Raw genomic sequence first — 19,205 nt, forward strand, 5'->3', positions numbered from 1 at the left:
GCTCGACATCCCTTCGTCGGCTGCATTAGGGTTCGACAATTCCAGCGAGATTTTGGCAACATGATCCATCAACCCTGCGGCATGGTCCGTGCCGCGTCGCCCGACACCCCTGCTTCCTCGTCGCCTACCGACCAGAGACCGTTGCGGGCCAGGCGGGTCCAGGACTGCGCCCCGTGTCGCTGAGCGTCACTCTCGTTTCGCACAGTTCGGTCATCATCGCCGCCGGGGAGACGCGGATCCTGTGCGACCCCTGGCAGTTCGGGACCGCGTTCAACGACAGCTGGAAACTGCTGATCGACCCGATGCCGCTCGACGAGGTGCTCGACACCATCGACTATCTGTGGATCAGCCACGAACATCCGGACCACTTCCACATTCCCACGCTGCGCTCGTTGCCCGACGCCTTCAAGCAGCGCGTGATCGTGCTGTTCCAGCGCTCGAGCGATCATGCGAAGATGGAGCAGGCCCTGATGGGAATGCTCGGATTCAGGACCGTGAAGCTGCTCGATCACCGAAAATGGACGCGGCTCGACGACGCGTGCGAGGTCTATTGCTTCCATTCGCGCCAGCTCGACAGCGCGCTGGCAGTGCGCCACGCGGGCCAGGTGGTGCTCAACCTCAACGATACGGAGGCGAGCGAACGCGACACGGCGGCCATCCGCAGCGACATCGGCAACCCGGGCGTCCTGCTCAACCAGTTCTCCTATGCCGGGTTCGAGGGCTTTCCCGACCGGCTCGAGCGGGACGCGCGAACCATCCTCGACAAGATGGTCGACGACCATCGACGGCTCGGCGCAGGCATCACCGTCCCGTTCGCCAGCTTCGTCTATTTCTGTCGCGAAGATAATCGGCGGCTCAACGCTCACGCCAATTCGCCGCGCATGGTCAAGGAGCGTTTTTCCCGCGAAGGATTGCAGGCTGCCGCGCTACGGCCCGGCGACACGCTGGCGATCGGCGGCGTCGTGGACGACGGGGACGCGCTTGCGCACTACGACGCGATCTACGCAGGTCTCGACAGTCTCGAGATCCTGCCCGACCAACCGGTCGACTGGGCAACGCTGCAAACGGGTTTCGGCAAGTTCGTGGAGCGGTTGCGCCACTATCACGGCTGGGCGACACGGGCCCTCCGGCCGGTGACGATCCACATCGCCGACCTCGGTCGTACGGTGAGGATGGACTGCCGCCGAGCGATGTTCGAGGAGACCGACGCCGCGCCCGACCTGACGATCAACTCGCAGCCGCTCTCGTTCGTCTTCGCGACGCCGTTCGGGCTGCAGACGCTTGGCGTGTCCGGTCGTTACACGGTGCATCACCCCGCCGCGCACAAGGCGTGGTTTCGGCTGCGCGCCCTGAGCGCGGCCATCAATGCCGACGTCGGCCTGTCGCTCCGCAAGGCGCTGCGCCCGTCGCAGCTCGGCTGGTTCTGGCAACGCCGGCGCGACATCGTCCAGCAGCTGGCGCACCGTGTCCGCCGCGCCTTCGAGTGAGCGAACGGTGACCGGCCAACGAAAAGGGGCGCCGCCAGCGATGGCGACGCCCCTTGTTCTTTCGGGTCCGAAGAGCGGTTAGGCCGAAACGCCCGCCGCGGCGGCGACTTCGGCGGCGAAGTCGCTCTCTTCCTTCTCGATGCCTTCGCCGAGCTGGAAGCGTTCGAACGCCTTGAGGGTGATCGACTTGCCGGCTTCCTTGGCGGCCGAGGCGACGACGTCGGCGATCGGGGTCTTGTTGTCCATCACGAACAGCTGCGAGAGGAGAGCGTTCTCCTTCTTGAACTTCGCGATCGAGCCCTCGACCATCTTCTCGGCGATGTTCTCGGGCTTGCCCGATTCCATCGCCTTGGCCTTGGCGATCTCGCGCTCGCGCTCGATCATATCGGCGTCGAGGCCGTCGGCGTCGAGTGCCAGCGGGTTGGCTGCGGCGATGTGCATCGCCAGCTGCTTGCCCAGCGCCTCAAGCGTCGCGGTGTCGGCATCACCTTCGAGCGCGACCAGCACGCCGATCTTGCCCATGCCGGGCGCGGCGGCGTTGTGGACGTAGCTGACAACCGCGCCCTGATCGACCGAGACGGTCGCGGTGCGGCGGAGCGACTGGTTCTCGCCGATGGTGGCGATGTTGTCGGTCAGCTTCTCGGCGACGGTGCCGCCCGAGGGATAGGTCGCGGCGGCAAGCGCCTCGATGTCCCCGTCGACACCCAGCGCCAGCTTGGCGACGTCGGCGACGAATTCCTGGAAACGCTCGTTCTTGGCGACGAAGTCGGTTTCAGAGTTGATCTCGACGACCGCGCCCTTGGTGCCGTCGACGGCAACGCCGACGAGACCCTCGGCAGCGGTGCGGCCGGCCTTCTTGGCGGCAGCGGCAAGACCCTTGGTGCGCAGCCAGTCGACCGCGGCTTCCATGTCGCCCGCGGTTTCGCCCAGCGCCTTCTTGCAGTCCATCATGCCCGCATTGGTGCGGTCGCGCAGTTCTTTCACCTGTGCAGCGGTGATAGCCATGGTTGGCAATCCTTTCCATTGGAAGGAGGGCACGGCCGAAGCGGCCATCCCCTCCCCCTTCATCTTGTCGTGGGGTCGCAAGCCCATATGGGGCGCGACACCCGAAGTTAAAGGCGCGTGACGCTTAGGCGGTCACGGCCTCTGCCGGCGGATTTTCCATCGCGCCGAAATCCTCGCCCGACGCCGCGACCTTGTCGCCACGACCGATGTTCGAAGCATTGGCGATCGCATCGCAGTAGAGGCGGATGGCGCGGCTGGCGTCGTCGTTGCCCGGAACCGGGAAGGCGATGCCGCTCGGATCCGAGTTGGAATCGAGGATCGCGATGACCGGGATGCCGAGCGTGTTGGCTTCCTTGATCGCGAGGTCTTCCTTGTTGGTGTCGACCACGAACATGACGTCCGGAAGGCCGCCCATGTCGCGAATGCCGCCAAGGCTCTTCTCGAGCTTGTCGCGCTCGCGCGTCAGCTGGAGGACTTCCTTCTTGGTCAGGCCGGCCGTGTCGCCCGACAGCTGCTCTTCGAGGCTCTTGAAGCGCTTGATCGAGTTCGAGATCGTCTTCCAGTTGGTCAGCATGCCGCCGAGCCAGCGATGGTTGACGAAGTGCTGGCCGCAGCTGTGCGCCGCTTCGGCCACCGCGTCGGCCGCCTGGCGCTTGGTGCCGACGAACAGCACCTTGCCGCCGCGCGCGACGGTCTGCTGGACGAAGTCGAGCGCGCGCGCGAAGAGCGGCACGGTCTGCGACAGGTCGATGATGTGGACGCCGTTGCGCGCGCCGAAGATGTACGGCTTCATGCGCGGGTTCCAACGATGGGTCTGGTGGCCGAAGTGCGAGCCGGCCTCAAGCAATTGCTGCATCGTGACGACATTGGTCGCCATGGGTATTCTCCTATCCCGGTTTGTCCTCGGCGGGCCGTAATGACCAACTCTCGCTGGCACCGGTATGTTGGCACCGCCTGTGGAATGGCGCGCCTCTAGACGAGTTCTCCCGTTCGTTCAAGCCCTTGCGTGCCGCACGTGCAGGCCGTGGCGCGATGAGAACAAAAGGGGATTGACACGACGAGAACAAAAGTGGAACTTAGGGCCAAGACGGACGTATTTCCGTCCGAAACGGCTTATCAGGGGATTCGTCATGGCGGCAGTGATTTCGGGACTTTTCTTCTTCGGCCTTTTCGCGGCGATGACGGTCGCGATTCTCGCAATGCTCGGCAGCAGCGCCGACAAGATGCTCGCCGCCTTCAGGGGCGACAGCCTGGTCGCCAACGGGGCCGCGCGCCCTGTCGTCGTCACCGTGCAGTGGAAGTCGCGGGGCGAGGCGCCGCGCGCGATGCTGGCGGGTGCTACGCCGCGCCTGCGCGCCGCCGCTTGACCCGAGAATAGCTCGCGATGCTGAACGGGATGAGCGCGAGGTAGAGCGCGCAGATCACGAACAGGGTCAGCCACGGATTGGTGACCAGGGCAGCGCCCAGCAACCCGACGCCGGCCAGCGCGAACAGACGGTAGCTGCGGCGCAGGCGCAGCGAGGACCAGCTGTAGGTCGCCAGGTTGGAAATCATCAGCAGTGCGATGAACAAGGTCCACGGCAGCACGATTACCCAGTCGCGAAACACGTCGTTGCCCGTCACCAGCCAGGCATAGACCGGAATGAACGCAAGCCCCGCACCGGCGGGCGCGGGAACGCCGGTCAGGAATCCCGCCGACTTGTGCGGCTGTTCGTCGGCGTCGATGTTGGCGTTGAAGCGCGCGAGCCTCAACGCGCAGCACACCGCGAGGGCGAGCGCGGCGATCCACCCGAACTTGGGCGCGTATTGGAGCGACCACAGGAACAGGATCAGCGCAGGCGCGACCCCGAAGGCGATGTTGTCGGAAAGACTGTCGAGCTCGGCGCCGAAGCGGCTCTGCGCCTTGAGCAGGCGCGCGATGCGCCCGTCCATGCCGTCGAGCACGCCGGCGAGGATGATACAGCCGAGCGCGTATTCCCAATGGAGCATCGGCCCCTCGCCCGACGCGGACACCGCGAAGCGCACGCCGGTCAGCCCGAAGCACAGGGCAAGGGCGGTAATGGCGTTGGGCGCGAGCGCGCGGAACGGCAGGCCGCGGTGGGTCCCGACATCGTCCCGGGCGGGCATCGGGCTCATTGCGAGCGCCCCGCGACCGCATTATCGCGGCCCAGTTCCGCGATCACGGTCTCGCCCGCGATGGTGCGCTGGCCGAGCAGGACGCGCGCGCCCGTGCCGAGCGGCAGGTAGACGTCGACACGGCTGCCGAAACGGATGAGGCCGACGCGCTCGCCCGCCACGACCTGGTCGCCTTCGCTTACCGTGGCGAGGATGCGGCGCGCGACGAGCCCCGCGATCTGCGTGAAGCCGATCTTCACCCCGTCCTCGCGCTCGAGCAGGAAGTGCTGGCGCTCATTGTCCTCGCTTGCCTTGTCGAGATCGGCATTGACGAACTTGCCCGGCACGTAGGCGATGCGGCGGATGATCCCGGCCAGCGGGGCGCGATTGATGTGGACGTCGAACACGCTCATGAAAATCGAGACGCGCACCATTTCGGGATCGGTCAGACCGCCCTCGCCCGCCAGTTCGGGCGGCGGGGGAACCTTGGCGATCATCGTCACCAGCCCGTCGGCGGGCGCGATCACGGCCTTGGGGTCGAGCGGCGTGGTGCGGATCGGGTCGCGGAAGAAGGCGGCGACCCAGATGGTCAGCCCGACGCCCAGCCAACCGAACAGGTCGGGGAGCAGCCAGAAAAGAACCGCTGTGGCGAAGGCCGCGATCACGACGAACTTGCGCCCCTCTTCGTGGACGGACGGGAAGCGCCATTTGACGGCGGTCAGATGGCTGTCGGGCTTTTCGATCTCGGTCATCGGGCTCCCTTAGGGTCGTCTCGGCTGCGACACAATTCCCCTGTTGAATGATCGAGACGCCGGTGCGGTTGCCAAGGCCGTTTGCCCGCCCTAGAGCGCGCCCAGACATTTCTTTCGAACCAGCAGGGACCCCCATGGCCAAGATCAAGGTGAAAAACCCGGTCGTCGAGCTCGACGGCGACGAAATGACGCAGATCATCTGGAAGTGGATCCGCGAACGTCTGATCCTTCCCTATCTCGACATCGACCTCAAATATTACGACCTCTCGATCCAGAAGCGCGACGAGACCGACGACCAGATCACGATCGACGCCGCCAACGCAATCAAGGAGCATGGCGTCGGCGTGAAGTGCGCCACGATCACCCCCGACGAACAGCGCGTCGAGGAATTCGATCTCAAGAAGATGTGGCGCAGCCCCAACGGCACGATCCGCAACATCCTGGGCGGCGTCGTCTTCCGCGAGCCGATCGTCATCTCGAATGTGCCGCGCCTCGTGCCGGGCTGGACCGACCCGATCGTGGTCGGCCGTCACGCGTTCGGCGACCAGTATCGCGCGACCGACTTCCTCGTCCCGGGCCCCGGCACGCTGACCATGAAGTTCGTCGGCGAGGACGGCGAGGTCATCGAGCGCGAGGTGCACCAGTTCCCGTCCTCGGGCGTCGCGATGGGCATGTACAATCACGACGAGTCCATTCGCGACTTCGCGCGGGCCTGCATGAACTACGGCCTCGATCGCAAGTGGCCGGTCTACCTGTCGACCAAGAACACCATCCTCAAGGCCTATGACGGGCGCTTCAAGGACCTGTTCCAGGAAGTGTTCGACAACGAGTTCAAGGATGCGTTCGCCAAGGCCGGCATCGAGTACCAGCACCGCCTGATCGACGACATGGTCGCCAGTGCGCTCAAGTGGTCGGGCAAGTTCGTCTGGGCCTGCAAGAATTACGACGGCGACGTCCAGTCGGACACGGTCGCGCAGGGCTTCGGTTCGCTCGGCCTGATGACGTCCGTCCTCATGTCGCCCGACGGCAAGACGGTCGAGGCGGAAGCCGCGCACGGCACCGTCACCCGCCACTATCGCCAGCATCAGGCGGGCAAGGCGACCTCGACCAACCCGATCGCCTCGATCTTCGCGTGGACCCGCGGCCTCATGTATCGCGGCAAGTTCGACGATACGCCCGACGTGGTGCGCTTCGCCGAGACGCTCGAGCGCGTGATCATCGAGACGGTCGAGAGCGGCCAGATGACCAAGGATCTCGCGATCCTGATCGGTCCCGACCAGGCGTGGATGACCACGGAGCAATTCTTCGAGGCCATCGTTCAGAACTTCGAAAAGGAAATGGCCAGCTGGTCGTAAGGAAATAGGGGCGGGATCTTGTCGAAGCAGAAAACGAAGACCCGCCTCGAGATCCGGCAGGCGAGCCGCGCCGACATCCCCGCGATCGTCGCGCTCGCCGCCGACGTCTACAAGGATTTCGTCCCCTATTCGGCGGGCGAGATCCGCGGCCAGATCAACAATTTCCGCAAAGGCTGCTTCGTCGCCGAACTGGACGACGAGATCGTGGGCTACTGCGCCTCGATCCGCATTTCGGGTGCCATCGCGCTCGAGCCGCACAGCTGGCGCGAGATCACGGGCGGCGGGTTCGGCAGCCGTCACGACCCCACCGGCGACTGGCTCTACGGTTACGAACTGTGCGTGTCGCCCAACGTGCGGGGCACGCGCATCGGGCGCCGCCTTTACGAAGCGCGCCGCAAGCTGGCCGAGGAGCTCGAGCTGACCGGCATCGCCTTCGGCGGGCGCATGCCGGGCTATCGCCGCCAGCGCAAGAAAGTGAGCGGGCCGAGCGACTATCTCGCGCGGGTCATGGCGGGCGAACTGCACGACCCGGTCATCCGCTTCCAGCTCGCCAACGGGTTCGAGCCCGTCGGCGTCCTCAAGCAGTATCTGCGCGAGGACGCCGCCTCGATGGGGCACGCGGTCCACATGGCCTGGCGCAACCCTTACGTCGATCGCGAGGCGCCCAAGAAATTCCGCCTGCCGCGCGGGGTCGAAAGCGTCCGCATCGCCACCTGCCAGTTGCAGGCGCGCAGCGTCGAGAACTTCGAAGAGTTTCTCGACAATGTCCGCTACTTCGTTGATGTCGCATCGGATTACGAGAGCGACTTCATCCTCTTCCCCGAACTGTTCACGCTGATGCTGCTCTCGTTCGAAGAGGAGGAGCTCTCGCCCCAGCAGGCGATCGAGCGACTGTCGGAATACACGCCCAAGCTGCGCGACGCGTTCGCCGAGATGGCGATGAAGTACAACATCAACATCATCGGCGGCTCGCACCCCACGCGCACCGAGGACGGGGACATCCAGAACGTCGCCTTCGTGTGCCTGCGCGACGGCGCGGTGCACGAACAGGAGAAGATCCACCCCACCCCCAACGAGCGCTACTGGTGGAACATCAAGGGCGGCGACGACATCGACGCCATCCCCACCGACTGCGGCCCGATCGGGGTCCTGATCTGCTACGACAGCGAATTCCCCGAACTCGCCCGCCGCCTCGTCGACGAGGGCGCGCGGATCATCTTCACCCCCTTCTGCACCGACAGCCGGCAGGGTTATCTGCGTGTGCGCTATTGCTGCCAGGCGCGCGCGATCGAGAACCAGTGCTTCGTCGTCATGTCGGGCAATGTCGGCAACCTGCCCAACGTCCACAACATGGACATCCAGTACGCGCAGTCGTGTATCCTGACGCCGTGCGACTTCCCCTTCGCACGCGACGGCATCGCTGCCGAAGCGACCGAGAATGTCGAGACGCTGACGATCAGCGACGTCAACCTCGCCGACCTCAGTTGGGCGCGCGCCGAAGGCACGGTCCGCAACCTCGCCGACCGCCGCTTCGATCTCTACGATATCAAGTGGGACGCGCGCGGCAGCCACGGCAAGTCGCGTCCGCGTTCCGAACCGATCGGCACCTCGACCGCCGGCGGCGGCTAGGCGGGCTTCGTCTCGACCCGCTCGCGTCGCACACCCAACCCGATCAGCCTGCCGGGCATGCGCCGCAGGAAGGCATAGCGGTCGAGCAGTTTCACCGGCAACGGCACCTCGATCGGGCCGCCCGCCAGCACCTTGTCGATGACATTGTCGTGCGCCGCCTTCTGACCGCGCTGGATGACCCTGGTCGGCCACTCGCGCCGCGCCTGCACCTTCGCAAGCAGCGGATCGGGATCCTCCCCGCGCCGCAGCGGCCCCGCAAGGATGTTCGAGGCGGCTACCGCGTCCTGGATGGCAAGGTTGATTCCCACCCCGCCGACCGGCGACATGGCGTGCGCGGCATCGCCGATGGCAAGCAGGCCCGGGCGCCACCAGCGCTCGAGCCGGTCGAGGCTGACGCTGAGCATCTTGACCTCGTCCTGGTCGCGCAGCGCCTCGTCTGGGATGACGAGATCGGGAAACGCGTCTTCGAGGCTGGAGCGCAGCCAGCCGAGCCCGCGCGCGCGGACCGCCTCGCCGCTCCCCTTCTCGATGATGAAGGCGCTCTGCCAATAATCGCCGCGATCGATCAGGATCGCCATGCGCCCCGACTGGACCGAGCCGCGAAGCCCGTCGCCCGCGTTTTCGCCCTTGGGAATCTTGAACCACAAGACGTCCATCGGCGCGCCGAGCGAACGCAGGGGAAGCAGGCCCTGGTCGCGCACGATCGATCCGCGCCCGTCGGCCATCAGGACGAGCTTGCCCGCGCGATGCGCGCTGCCGTCGTCGAGGCGGAGCCCGACCACGCGGCCGTCTTCCTCGATCACGCCCGCGACCTCGCCGCACATGGTCAGCGAGAAAGTCGGTAGTTTCTGCGCCTCGACCCTGAGGAAATCGAGGAATTCCCACTGCGGCATCATCGCGATGAAGGGCGCGGGCGTATCGAGCCCCTCGAACGTGCCGAGCTTGTAATCTGCACCACCGATCCTGAGGCTCGCGCCGTCGACGCGGTTGTGCGGGCGTTCCAGAAAGCTCTCGAGCAGCCCGAGCTGGTCGAGGATCTCCATGGTCGAGGGGTGCACGGTGTCGCCGCGAAAATCGCGGAAGAAGTCGGCATGTTTCTCGAACACGCGGACCGAGACACCGGCGCGCGCGAACAGCAGGCCTGCCATCATGCCTGCGGGGCCACCGCCGGCAATCAGGATGTCGGGCGCGTCCTCCATGGAGCGCACCCTATCGCGACTTTTCCGTCAGGACGAGGCTTTCGACGCCTCCATCGTCAGCGCATCGGGCTTGTGCGCGGCACGCTTCTCGCTCTCGCATGTCTCGACCAGATATTGCGGCTCGTCCTTCGACGCGGCGACCTTGTGGCCTTCTATGTGGCACTCCTGGGTCAGTTGCTTGATCACGCGGCCTGTGGTCCGGCCCTGGCTGGTATTCCAGCTGACGATGTCGCCCGGGTGGAACTGGTTGCTCATTTTCGTCTCCTTTGCGCGCAAAACGGACGGGAATGCGCACAAGTGCCCGTGACAGGCGCGGCTCGTCGTGATTGAAGGGCGGCATGGCAAGCGAACTCGACACTTCGAGCCTCGGCGACGCGCTGGTGATCCTCGGCGCGGCGGGGATCGTCATCCCAACTTTCGCGCGCTTCAAGATCAACCCCGTCATCGGCTTTATCCTCGTCGGGATCATCGCGGGCCCATTCGGCCTCGGCCATTTCGCGACGAACCACGACGTCGCCTGGCTCCAGCACGTCACCATCCAGGACCCCGAGGCCATCGCGCCCTTCGCGGATTTCGGCGTCGTCCTCTTGCTGTTCGCGATCGGGCTCGAACTGTCGATCGGGCGCCTCGTCGCGATGCGGCGCATGGTGTTCGGGATCGGCGCGGCAGAAATGCTCGGCACCGCCGCGATCATCGGCGGATTGCTGATCGCCTTCGACTGGCCGACCAAGAGCGCCGCCGCACTGGGCCTCGCGCTCGCGATGAGCTCGACCGCCATCGTTCTTCCCATTTCGGGGACGAAAAGCGCGGTCGGGCGCGCGGCGCTGGCCATGCTCCTGTTCGAGGACGTCGCGCTGGTGCCGATGCTGTTCTTCTTCGGCACGGTGGGCGGCGCGGATGTCGAAGGGCTGACCCGCGTCGCGGTGACCGGCGTCCTTCTTATCGGCGCGATGATGCTTCTCGGCCGGATCGTGCTGCCGCCGCTGTTCGCGCAGGCCGCGCGCACCAAGAGCCCCGAGGTGTTCCTCGCGATCAGCCTGCTGACCGTCATCCTCGCCGCCTCGGCGACCAGCGCGGTCGGCCTGTCGCCGATCCTCGGCGCATTGGTCGCGGGGCTGCTGATCGCGGAGACCGAGTATCACAGCGAGGTCGAGGTCATGACCGCGCCCTTCCGCGGGCTCGGCCTCGGCGTGTTCCTGATCACCATCGGCATGCAGATCGACCTCGGCGCGTTGTGGGGCGACTGGCACCTGCTGCTGGGTGCGCTGGCCGGCGTGTTGCTGGTCAAGGCGATCGTCACCGGCCTCCTCCTGCGGATCGCTGGCGCGCGCCGCGGGGTGGCGGCGGAAACCGGCGTGCTGATGGCCAGCCCCTCGGAGACCACGCTGATCGTGCTCGGCGCGGCGGGCGCGGCGGGCGTGCTTGCGCGCGACACGGTCGCCTTCTGGTCGGCGGTGACCGCGATCGGCCTCTCGGTCACGCCGTTCCTCGCCAGCCTCGGCCGCCACGCCGCGCGGCGCGTCGAGCGCGAGGCGATGACCGAAAATCCCGACGAGAGCGCGGCCGGGCGCACCGTCATCTTCGGCTTCGGGCGGGTCGGGCGGATGGTCGCCGACATGCTGGTCGAGCATGACCGCCCCTATCTCGCCATCGACAGCGACATCGATAGCGCATCGCGCGCGCGCAAGGCGGGTTATTCGGTGCTCTACGGCGACGTCGCGCGCGGCGAGCTGACCGAACGGCTCGACCTCGACAAGGCAGCCGCGCTCGTCATGACGATGGACGATCCTGTGCTGACTGCGCGCCTTACGCGCAAGCTGCGGACGCAATATCCCGGCCTGCCCATCATCGCGCGGGCCCGCGACAGCGAACATGCCGGGCGTCTCTACAAGGCGGGCGTCACCGACGCGGTCCCCGAGGCGCTCGAGGCAAGCCTCCAGCTGTCCGAAGCGGTGCTGGTCGATATCGGTGTCGCGATGGGCCCCGTGATCGCCTCGATCCACGAGAAACGCAGCGAGCTTCGCGCGCGGATCATGGAAGAGGGCGAACTGGCGGTCGAACCGAGCCTGGGCCGACGCCGGCTTGGCGACGAGGCCTAGTCGGCGCGGCGGAAGGACAGCGTTCCTACCACCGGCTTGCTATCCGGATTGTCACGCGGATGTTCGCGCCCGTTGAGCACCGCGACATCCGGAAAATCGAACGGCGAGACTCCGTCGATCGTCGCCGCGTTGAGGCCGAACTGGTCGGGGTTCGAGCGCCGTCGGTGATGCGTATAGATGCCGCAACGCGAACAGAAATGGTGCTGCGCGGACCCCGTGTTGAAGATGTAGGTCGCAAGCACCTCATCGCCCGACAATAGTTCGAACCCGTCGAGCGGGACGCTGAGCGCGACCGCGCCGCGCATTGCGCAATAGCTGCAGTCGCAACGCCGAGCCGACGCGTACCCCTCGGACAGGAGCGCACGGTACCGGACGCTTCCGCAATGGCACCCGCCCTCGACCGTCACCGGTTCGGACGAGTGCGCGTCGATCACGCCGAGACTTTCGCCAGCGCGTCCCTGACCGCCGCCAGCGCCGCGTCGGCCTTGTCGCCGTCGGGACCGCCGCCCTGGGCCATGTCGGGACGCCCGCCGCCGCCCTTGCCGCCCAATGCCTCGACCGCCGCCTTGACGAGCTCGACTGCGCTAACGTCGCCCGTAAGGTCGTCGGTGACCCCCACCGCGACGCTCGCGCGGCCCTCGTTGATCGCGACCAGCGCGGCGATGCCGCTGCCCAGCTGCTGCTTCATCTGGTCGATGGTCGGGCGCAATTCCTTGGGCTCCAGTCCCTCGACCACGCGGCCAAGGAACGGCTTTCCGCCGACCTCCTCGGGACCCGCTGCAGCCTGCGCGGAACCGCCTCCCATCGCCAGCGCCTTCTTGGCCTCGGCCAATTCGCGCTCGAGCTTGCGGGCATTTTCGACCAGCTGCGCGATACGCGCGGGCACCTCGTCGGGCGCGGCCTTGAGGCTAGCCGCCGCGGCCTTCAATTTCTCGTTGCGGTCGTCGAGCCAGGCCTTGGCGGCCGCGCCGGTCAGCGCCTCGATGCGCCGAACGCCCGAGGACACGGCGCTTTCGCCGATGATCTTGAAGACCTGGATGTCGCCGGTCGCGCGAACGTGGGTGCCGCCGCACAATTCGACCGAGTAATTGCGCTTGCCGTCGCTCCGACCCATCGAAAGAACGCGCACTTCGTCGCCATATTTCTCGCCGAACAGCGCCAGCGCGCCCGCCTCGACGGCGTCGTCCGGGGTCATCAGGCGCGTCCCGACGCTCTCGTTGGCGCGGATTTCCTCGTTCACGTCGGCCTCGATCGCAGCGATCTCGTCCGCAGTGAGCGCGTTGGGGTGCGAGAAATCGAAGCGCAGCCGGTCGGGCGCGACCAGGCTGCCCTTCTGCGTGACATGATCGCCAAGACGGTTGCGCAGCGCGGCGTGGAGCAGGTGGGTCGCACTATGGTTGGCGCGGGTGCGGTCGCGGCGGTCGGCATCGACGTCCTGGTGGAGCGTGTCGCCGACCTTCACCGTACCCTTGGAAACCGTCGCGTGGAGCGCATGGAGGCGTCCCAGCGGTTTCGACGTGTCGGTAACGACCGCTTCGAAGCCGCTGAGGGCACTCAATTTCCCGGCGTCGCCGACCTGGCCGCCGCTTTCGCCGTAAAAGGGCGTCTGGTTGAGAACGAAGACGACCTCGTCGCCCTCGCCTGCCACCTCGACCCGCACGCCGTCCTTGACGATCGCCTGCACCACGCCCTCGCCTTCGTCGGCTGTGTAGCCGGTGAACTCGCTCGCGCCGACTTCCTCAGCGAGGTCGAACCAGAGTTCGTCCGAGGCCTGTTCGCCCGAGCCCTTCCAAGCGGCGCGCGCGGCAGCCTTCTGCTTGGCCATGGCGGCATCGAAGCCCTCGCGGTCGACCTCGAGCCCCTCGCGGCGCAGCGCATCCTCGGTGAGGTCGTAGGGAAAGCCATACGTGTCGTAGAGCTTGAATGCCGTCTCGCCCGGAAGCTTGTCGCCCTCGGCCATGCCTTCGCGTGCCTCGTCGAGCAGCTTCAATCCGTTGGCGAGCGTGCGGCGGAAGCGCACCTCCTCCTGTTCGAGCGTCTGTTCGATCAGCGGCTGGGCGCGGACCAGTTCGGGGAAGGCGCCGCCCATTTCGGACACGAGTTCGGGCACAAGGCGGTGCATCAGCGGATCCTTGGCGCCGAGCAAATGCGCGTGACGCATGGCGCGGCGCATGATGCGGCGAAGCACGTAGCCGCGTCCCTCGTTGGCGGGCAGCACCCCGTCGGCGACGAGGAAGCTCGACGAGCGCAGGTGATCGGCAATCACGCGGTGGCTCGCGGCCTGTTCGCCCTCCGCCCTGGTGCCGGTCAGCTCCTGCGAGGCGGCGATCAGCGCCTTGAACAGGTCGATGTCGTAATTGTCGTGAACGCCCTGCAGCACGGCGGCGATGCGCTCCAGACCCATGCCCGTGTCGATCGAGGGCTTGGGCAGGTCGCCGACGATCTCGTCATTGGCCTGCGTGAACTGCATGAAGACGAGGTTCCAGATCTCGACGAAGCGGTCGCCGTCCTCGTCGGGGCTGCCCGGAGGCCCGCCCGGAATATGATCGCCATGGTCGTAGAAGATCTCGCTGCACGGCCCGCACGGCCCGTCCGAACCCATCGCCCAGAAATTGTCCTTCGTCGGGATGCGGATGATGCGTTCTTCGGGAAGGCCCGAGATTTTCTTCCACAGGTCGAACGCCTCGTCGTCCGTGTGGTAGACGGTCGCGGTTAGCCGGTCGGGCGAGAGCCCCCAGTCCTTCGTCAGCAGCGTCCACGCGTGCGTGATCGCCTGCTCCTTGAAGTAGTCGCCGAACGAGAAATTGCCGAGCATCTCGAAGAAGGTGTGGTGGCGCGCGGTGTAGCCGACATTGTCGAGATCGTTGTGCTTGCCGCCGGCGCGGACGCATTTCTGCGAGCTGGTCGCGGTTCGATAGTCGCGCGTCTCGAGCCCGGTGAAGACGTTCTTGAAGGGCACCATGCCCGCGTTGACGAACATCAGCGTGGGGTCGTTGTACGGCACCAGCGGCGCGCTAGCCACGCGCTCGTGGCCCGCTTTCTCGAAATAGTCGAGGAAAGAGCGGCGAATATCGTTGGTCGAGGTCATGGGGGCGATGTATGCGTCTTGCCGCACTGCGGCAAGCATCGCATGAGGGGCAGATGGCGAAAAGTTCGACGATCCCGACCTACAAGCGCACCAAGAAGCGCAGCTTCGGTTTCCGCGCCTTCATGATCCTCCTGCGCGTCGGGCTCGCGCTCCTCGTGTTCAGCCTCGTGTGGGTCGCTGCCTACCGCTTCGTGCCGGTGCCGGTCACCGCGACGATGCTGATGGACGACAATGGTATCAACAAGGACTGGGAGCCGCTCGAGCGGATCGACCGCGACATGGTACGCGCGGTGATCGGTGCCGAGGACGGCAAGTTCTGCCAGCACAAGGGTTTCGACTGGGAAGCGATCGAGAAGGCGCGGGCGCAGAATGCCAAGGGCGGGCGGATCCGGGGCGGATCGACCATCTCGCAGCAAACCGCCAAGAACGTCTTCCTGTGGCAGGGCGGCGGCTATTTCCGCAAAGGGCTCGAGGCTTATTTCACCTTCCTGATCGAGCGCATGTGGGGCAAGCGCCGCATCATGGAGGTCTACTTGAACGTCGCCGAGACGGGGATCGGGACCTACGGCGTCGCCGAGGGGGCGCAGCGCTACTTCAACCACGGGGCCGACAGTCTTTCGCCGCAGGAAGCCGCGCGGATCGCCGCGGTGCTGCCGCTGCCCAAGGAGCGTCCGGGCAAGAACCCGTCGGGCTTCACCGCGCGCTATGGCGGCACGATCTCGGCGCGCATCGGGCAGGTCCGCCGCGACGGGCTCGATGCCTGCGTCTACGAGGATGGCGGCGCGACCGACGGTGGTGGCCAGGCCGCTCCTGCCGCACCCGCCCCGCGCCAGAACGCACCCGAACCGCAGTCCGCCGAGGAACCGGTGGTAGAGGAAACGCCCGTCGAGGAGCCGGTCGAAGAAGTTCCTGTCGAAGAGGCTCCGGAAACCGCGCCGGTCGAGGCGCCGGTCGAGACGCCGCCGGCGAGCGAGACGCCTAGCTGACGAGCCGCAGGTTCGGGCCGGTCGCGCTCGACAGCTCGACCCCGTCCTCGCCCAGTACGCGTGACAGGCGATCGGCGATGTCCGGATCGAGCTGGAAGTCGCGGCCCAGAAGCAGCACCGCTTCGCGCCCGTCGGCGAGCCTGACGCGCGCACGAACCGTGCCGCGCCCGCCTTGCCGGAGCTCCGCCGCGACCGCTTCGACATGGGCGAATTCGGCGATCACGAGATCGAGCATCAGGCGCTGCGTCTCCGCCAGCGCCGACAAGGGACGGAACAGCTTGACCGTGACGCGCGGCTCTTCCTCGCCCGGCTTGCGATCGAGTTCGGCGGTGATCAGCCCGCATTCGCCCGATCTGGCCGCTTCCTCGAGCGCGGCGCAGGCGTCGTCGTCGAACGCCATCGCGGTGAACTGGCCCGACGGATCGGACAGGGTTGCCATCATGTAGCGCCGCCCGCGCTGCGAGGTGCGCCAGCGCGCTTCCTCGACGAGCGCCGCCATCATCGCCTGCGAGCGACCGCCTTCGGCTGGCACCGGGAGCGCGCCGAGATCGGCATATTGGCGGACCTTGTGGGCAGCGAGCAGGTGCTTTTGCGCATCGACCGGGTGCGAAGAAAAATAGAAACCGAAGGCGTCCCGCTCCGCAGTCATCCGCTCGGCCAGCGTCCATTGCGCATCGGGAAGCCGCATCGCGGCGATATCGGCGACCGCTTCGCCGCCGAACAGGCCGCCCTGCCCGCTCTCGCGCTCGCCCGCGGCCTGCTGCGCATGCTTGAGGATCGTCTCGGCGCCCGCATGGACGCGCGCGCGATCGGCATCGAGCGCGTCGAACGCGCCGCCCGCAGCGAGGCTCTCGAGCTGGCGGCGGTTGAGCAGTTTCGGGTCGATCCGCGCGGCGAAGTCGTCGAGGCTCTCGAATGCGCCGTTGGCCTCGCGTTCGGCAACTAGCTGCTCCATTGCCTTCTCGCCGACATTCTTGAGCGCGCCGAGGGCATAGCGGACCTGACCGTCCTCGACGTCGAAATCGGCACGCGCATGGTTGATGTCGGGCGGCGCGACCTCGATCCCCGAGCGGCGCGCATCCTCGACGAACAGGCTGAGCTTGTCCGTCAAGTTCATGTCGTAACTCATGGAAGCGGCGTAGAATTCCGCCGGGTGATGCGCTTTGAGCCAGGCCGTGTGATAGGCGACTAGCGCGTAAGCCGCAGCGTGGCTCTTGTTGAAGCCGTAACCTGCGAACTTGTCGATCAAGTCGAACAGTTCGTTTGCCTTGCCGGCGGGGATCTGGTTGATCCGCTCGCACCCTTCGACAAAGCGCGCGCGCTGCTTGTCCATTTCGGCCTGGATCTTCTTGCCCATCGCGCGGCGCAGCAGGTCGGCGTCGCCCAGGCTGTAGCCCGCGAGCACCTGCGCGGCCTGCATGACCTGTTCCTGGTAGACGAAGATGCCGTAGGTCTCGGCGAGCACGTCCTTCAACAGGTCGTGCGGATACTGGATTTCCGCGCGCCCGTTCTTGCGGTCGCCGAACAGCGGAATGTTGTCCATCGGGCCCGGGCGGTAGAGCGAGACGAGCGCGATGATGTCGCCGAAATTGGTCGGGCGGACGGCGGCGAGCGTGCGGCGCATGCCTTCCGATTCCAGCTGGAACACGCCGACCGTGTCGCCGCGCTTCAACAGTTCGAACACCGCCGGATCGTCCCAGGCAAGCTTGGAATAATCGATCTCCACGCCGCGCTTGGCAAGGAGGCGCTGGCCTTCCTTGAGGACCGAGAGTGTCTTCAATCCGAGGAAGTCGAATTTGACGAGCCCCGCCTGCTCGACATGCTTCATGTCGAACTGGGTGACCGGCATGTCCGAGCGCGGGTCGCGGTAGAGCGGGACGAGCTGGTCGAGCGGCCGGTCGCCGATCACCACGCCCGCCGCGTGGGTCGACGAGTGGCGCGGCAGGCCCTCGAGCTTGGTCGCGAGGTCGAACAGGCGCTTGACGTCACCGTCGCCCTCGACCTCGCGTTCGAGCTCGGGAACGCCGTTCAATGCGCGCTTGAGATCCCACGGGTCGGCGGGCAGGTTGGGCACCATCTTGGCGAGCCGGTCGACCTGGCCGTAGCTCATCTGGAGCACGCGGCCGGTATCCTTGAGCACCGCGCGCGCCTTGAGGCGTCCGAAAGTGATGATCTGCGCCACCTTGTCGCGGCCATACTTGCGCTGGACGTAGGCGATGACCTTGTCGCGGTGGGTTTCGCAGAAGTCGATGTCGAAGTCGGGCATCGACACGCGTTCCGGGTTGAGGAAGCGTTCGAACAGAAGTTTCAGTTCTAGCGGGTCGAGGTCGGTGATGAGGAGCGCCCAGGCGACCGCCGAGCCCGCACCCGAGCCGCGGCCCGGCCCGACGGGTATGTCATTGTCCTTGGCCCACTGGATGAAGTCGGCAACGATCAGGAAGTATCCCGAAAAGCCCATCCGCTCGATGATGTCGATTTCGTAGTCGAGCCGCTCGTAATAGGGCTTCTTGTCTTCGTCGGACTTGCCTTCGAGGCGCTTCTCGAGCCCTTCGCGCGCGACCTTGCGCAGCATCGCGTCCTCGTCGTCGGACATGCGCGGCAGGATCGGGCGGCGCTTGGGCGCGGCCACCGCGCAGCGTTGCGCCAGGACGGCGGTGTTGGCGATCGCCTCGGGCAAGTCGTCGAACAGCGCTTCCATGTCCGCGGCGCTCTTCATCCAGGCTTCGGGCGAGGAGGTCTTGCGCTCGTGATTTTCGACATAGGTCGAGCCCGCGATGCACAGCATGGCGTCATGCGCGGCGTGGAAAGCGGGCGTGTCGTATTGCGTCGGATTGGTCGCGACCAGCGGCCAGTCCTTGGCGTAGGCGAGGTCGACCAGCTTGGCCTCGGCGGTTTCCTCGGTCGCATCGCCGCGCCGCGACAGTTCGACGTAAAGGCGACCCGCGAACGCCTGGCCGAGGCGTTCGGCGTAGCGCTTTGCCTTGTCGTCCTGCCCGTCGGCATAGAGGCGCGCGATCGCCCCCTCCCCGCCACCGGTCAGTGCGATCAGTCCCTCGCTCGCCGTCTCGAGCAGGTCGAAGGGGACGTGCGGCGCCTCGCCCTCGGGGCGGTCGAGATGCGCGGCGGATACCAGCTTGCACAGGTTGTCGTAGCCGGTCTCGTCCTGCGCGAAGAGCGGCAGCCAGTCGATCGCGGGGCCGCCCAGATTGTCGGGACGCGCGACGCCGAGCATCGTGCCGACGACCGGCTGCACACCGGCCTTCATGCAGGCATCGGAAAAACCCATCGCGGCGTAGAGGCCGTTGCGGTCGGCGAGGCCGACGGCGGGAAAGCCCATTTCGCGCGCCAATTCGGCGATCCGCTTGGGCTCGATCGCCCCTTCGAGCATGGTGAAGGAGGAGAAGACGCGAAGCGGGACGTAAGCGCTGGCCATGTCACACCATTGCAGGGAAGGCGCGTGCATTGAAGGGGCCGGCGCGACTTATCCCCA

The 19,205-nt window shown here is 66.4% G+C and carries 14 protein-coding genes and 1 pseudogene; 6 read left to right on the forward strand and 9 right to left on the reverse strand.

Translation table 11 applies throughout. The annotated features are described in order from the left end of the window. Positions 1–173 precede the first annotated feature (173 nt). A complete protein-coding gene (locus NNY25_RS07960) occupies positions 174–1,487 on the forward strand; it encodes an MBL fold metallo-hydrolase (protein WP_265570821.1) in 1,314 nt (437 codons plus the stop codon). A gap of 78 nt (positions 1,488–1,565) precedes the next feature. On the opposite strand, the gene tsf is transcribed toward NNY25_RS07960, so the two are convergent. Next, positions 1,566–2,492 carry a translation elongation factor Ts gene (gene tsf, locus NNY25_RS07965; protein WP_265570823.1) on the reverse strand — a complete coding sequence of 309 codons (927 nt, stop codon included), beginning with the start codon at positions 2,490–2,492 and terminating at the stop codon, positions 1,566–1,568. A 124-nt stretch (positions 2,493–2,616) separates the two neighbouring features. After that, positions 2,617–3,369 (reverse strand): 30S ribosomal protein S2, encoded by a 753-nt coding sequence (gene rpsB / locus NNY25_RS07970; RefSeq protein WP_265570824.1) that lies wholly within the window; start codon positions 3,367–3,369, stop codon positions 2,617–2,619. Positions 3,370–3,622: 253 nt separating this feature from the next. On the opposite strand from rpsB, the gene NNY25_RS07975 reads away from it, so the two are divergent. After that, positions 3,623–3,859 carry a hypothetical protein gene (locus tag NNY25_RS07975; RefSeq protein ID WP_265570825.1) on the forward strand — a complete coding sequence of 79 codons (237 nt, stop codon included), beginning with the start codon at positions 3,623–3,625 and terminating at the stop codon, positions 3,857–3,859. Here the strand turns inward: NNY25_RS07975 and NNY25_RS07980 are convergent. Both NNY25_RS07980 and NNY25_RS07985 read right to left on the reverse strand, forming a co-directional pair. Then, positions 3,831–4,628 (reverse strand): CDP-alcohol phosphatidyltransferase family protein, encoded by a 798-nt coding sequence (locus NNY25_RS07980; RefSeq protein WP_265570826.1) that lies wholly within the window; start codon positions 4,626–4,628, stop codon positions 3,831–3,833. The genes NNY25_RS07975 and NNY25_RS07980 overlap by 29 nt on opposite strands. Next, the gene (locus tag NNY25_RS07985) at positions 4,625–5,359 is read right to left on the reverse strand and encodes a phosphatidylserine decarboxylase (protein WP_265570827.1); all 735 of its coding nucleotides are present in this window, start codon (positions 5,357–5,359) and stop codon (positions 4,625–4,627) included. Before NNY25_RS07985 ends, NNY25_RS07980 begins: the two co-directional genes overlap by 4 nt. Before the next feature lie 134 nt (positions 5,360–5,493). Here NNY25_RS07985 and NNY25_RS07990 point away from each other — a divergent pair, with 134 nt between their 5' ends. Then, positions 5,494–6,714: an NADP-dependent isocitrate dehydrogenase gene (locus tag NNY25_RS07990; RefSeq protein ID WP_265570828.1), complete on the forward strand. Its 1,221-nt coding sequence runs from the start codon at positions 5,494–5,496 to the stop codon at positions 6,712–6,714. A gap of 18 nt (positions 6,715–6,732) precedes the next feature. Continuing rightward, complete coding sequence (locus NNY25_RS07995) at positions 6,733–8,343, forward strand: bifunctional GNAT family N-acetyltransferase/carbon-nitrogen hydrolase family protein (protein WP_265570830.1); 1,611 nt, start codon at positions 6,733–6,735, stop codon at positions 8,341–8,343. Here NNY25_RS07995 and NNY25_RS08000 read toward each other — a convergent pair. Both NNY25_RS08000 and NNY25_RS08005 read right to left on the reverse strand, forming a co-directional pair. After that, complete coding sequence (locus NNY25_RS08000) at positions 8,340–9,542, reverse strand: FAD-dependent oxidoreductase (RefSeq protein WP_265570832.1); 1,203 nt, start codon at positions 9,540–9,542, stop codon at positions 8,340–8,342. The two genes, NNY25_RS07995 and NNY25_RS08000, sit on opposite strands and share 4 nt — an antisense overlap. A gap of 27 nt (positions 9,543–9,569) precedes the next feature. Then, positions 9,570–9,797 (reverse strand): hypervirulence associated TUDOR domain-containing protein, encoded by a 228-nt coding sequence (locus NNY25_RS08005; RefSeq protein ID WP_265570834.1) that lies wholly within the window; start codon positions 9,795–9,797, stop codon positions 9,570–9,572. An 83-nt stretch (positions 9,798–9,880) separates the two neighbouring features. On the opposite strand from NNY25_RS08005, the gene NNY25_RS08010 reads away from it, so the two are divergent. Then, complete coding sequence (locus tag NNY25_RS08010; RefSeq protein ID WP_265570836.1) at positions 9,881–11,641, forward strand: cation:proton antiporter domain-containing protein; 1,761 nt, start codon at positions 9,881–9,883, stop codon at positions 11,639–11,641. Here the strand turns inward: NNY25_RS08010 and NNY25_RS08015 are convergent. Then, positions 11,638–12,075 carry a GFA family protein gene (locus NNY25_RS08015; RefSeq protein ID WP_265570838.1) on the reverse strand — a complete coding sequence of 146 codons (438 nt, stop codon included), beginning with the start codon at positions 12,073–12,075 and terminating at the stop codon, positions 11,638–11,640. The two genes, NNY25_RS08010 and NNY25_RS08015, sit on opposite strands and share 4 nt — an antisense overlap. Next, entirely contained in the window at positions 12,072–14,729 is a 2,658-nt protein-coding gene (gene alaS / locus NNY25_RS08020; protein ID WP_265570840.1) for an alanine--tRNA ligase, read from the reverse strand. The genes NNY25_RS08015 and alaS overlap by 4 nt, the downstream gene beginning before the upstream one ends. A 122-nt stretch (positions 14,730–14,851) precedes the next feature. Here alaS and mtgA point away from each other — a divergent pair. Next, a pseudogene (mtgA, locus tag NNY25_RS08025) lies at positions 14,852–15,499 on the forward strand (monofunctional biosynthetic peptidoglycan transglycosylase); the annotation flags it as partial. 208 nt (positions 15,500–15,707) lie between these two features. Here mtgA and dnaE read toward each other — a convergent pair. Then, entirely contained in the window at positions 15,708–19,148 is a 3,441-nt protein-coding gene (gene dnaE / locus NNY25_RS08030; protein ID WP_265570841.1) for a DNA polymerase III subunit alpha, read from the reverse strand. Positions 19,149–19,205: the final 57 nt, after the last annotated feature.

Origin of the sequence: Sphingomicrobium nitratireducens (assembly GCF_026157035.1) — a bacterium.
GTDB classification, from domain to species: domain Bacteria; phylum Pseudomonadota; class Alphaproteobacteria; order Sphingomonadales; family Sphingomonadaceae; genus Sphingomicrobium; species Sphingomicrobium nitratireducens.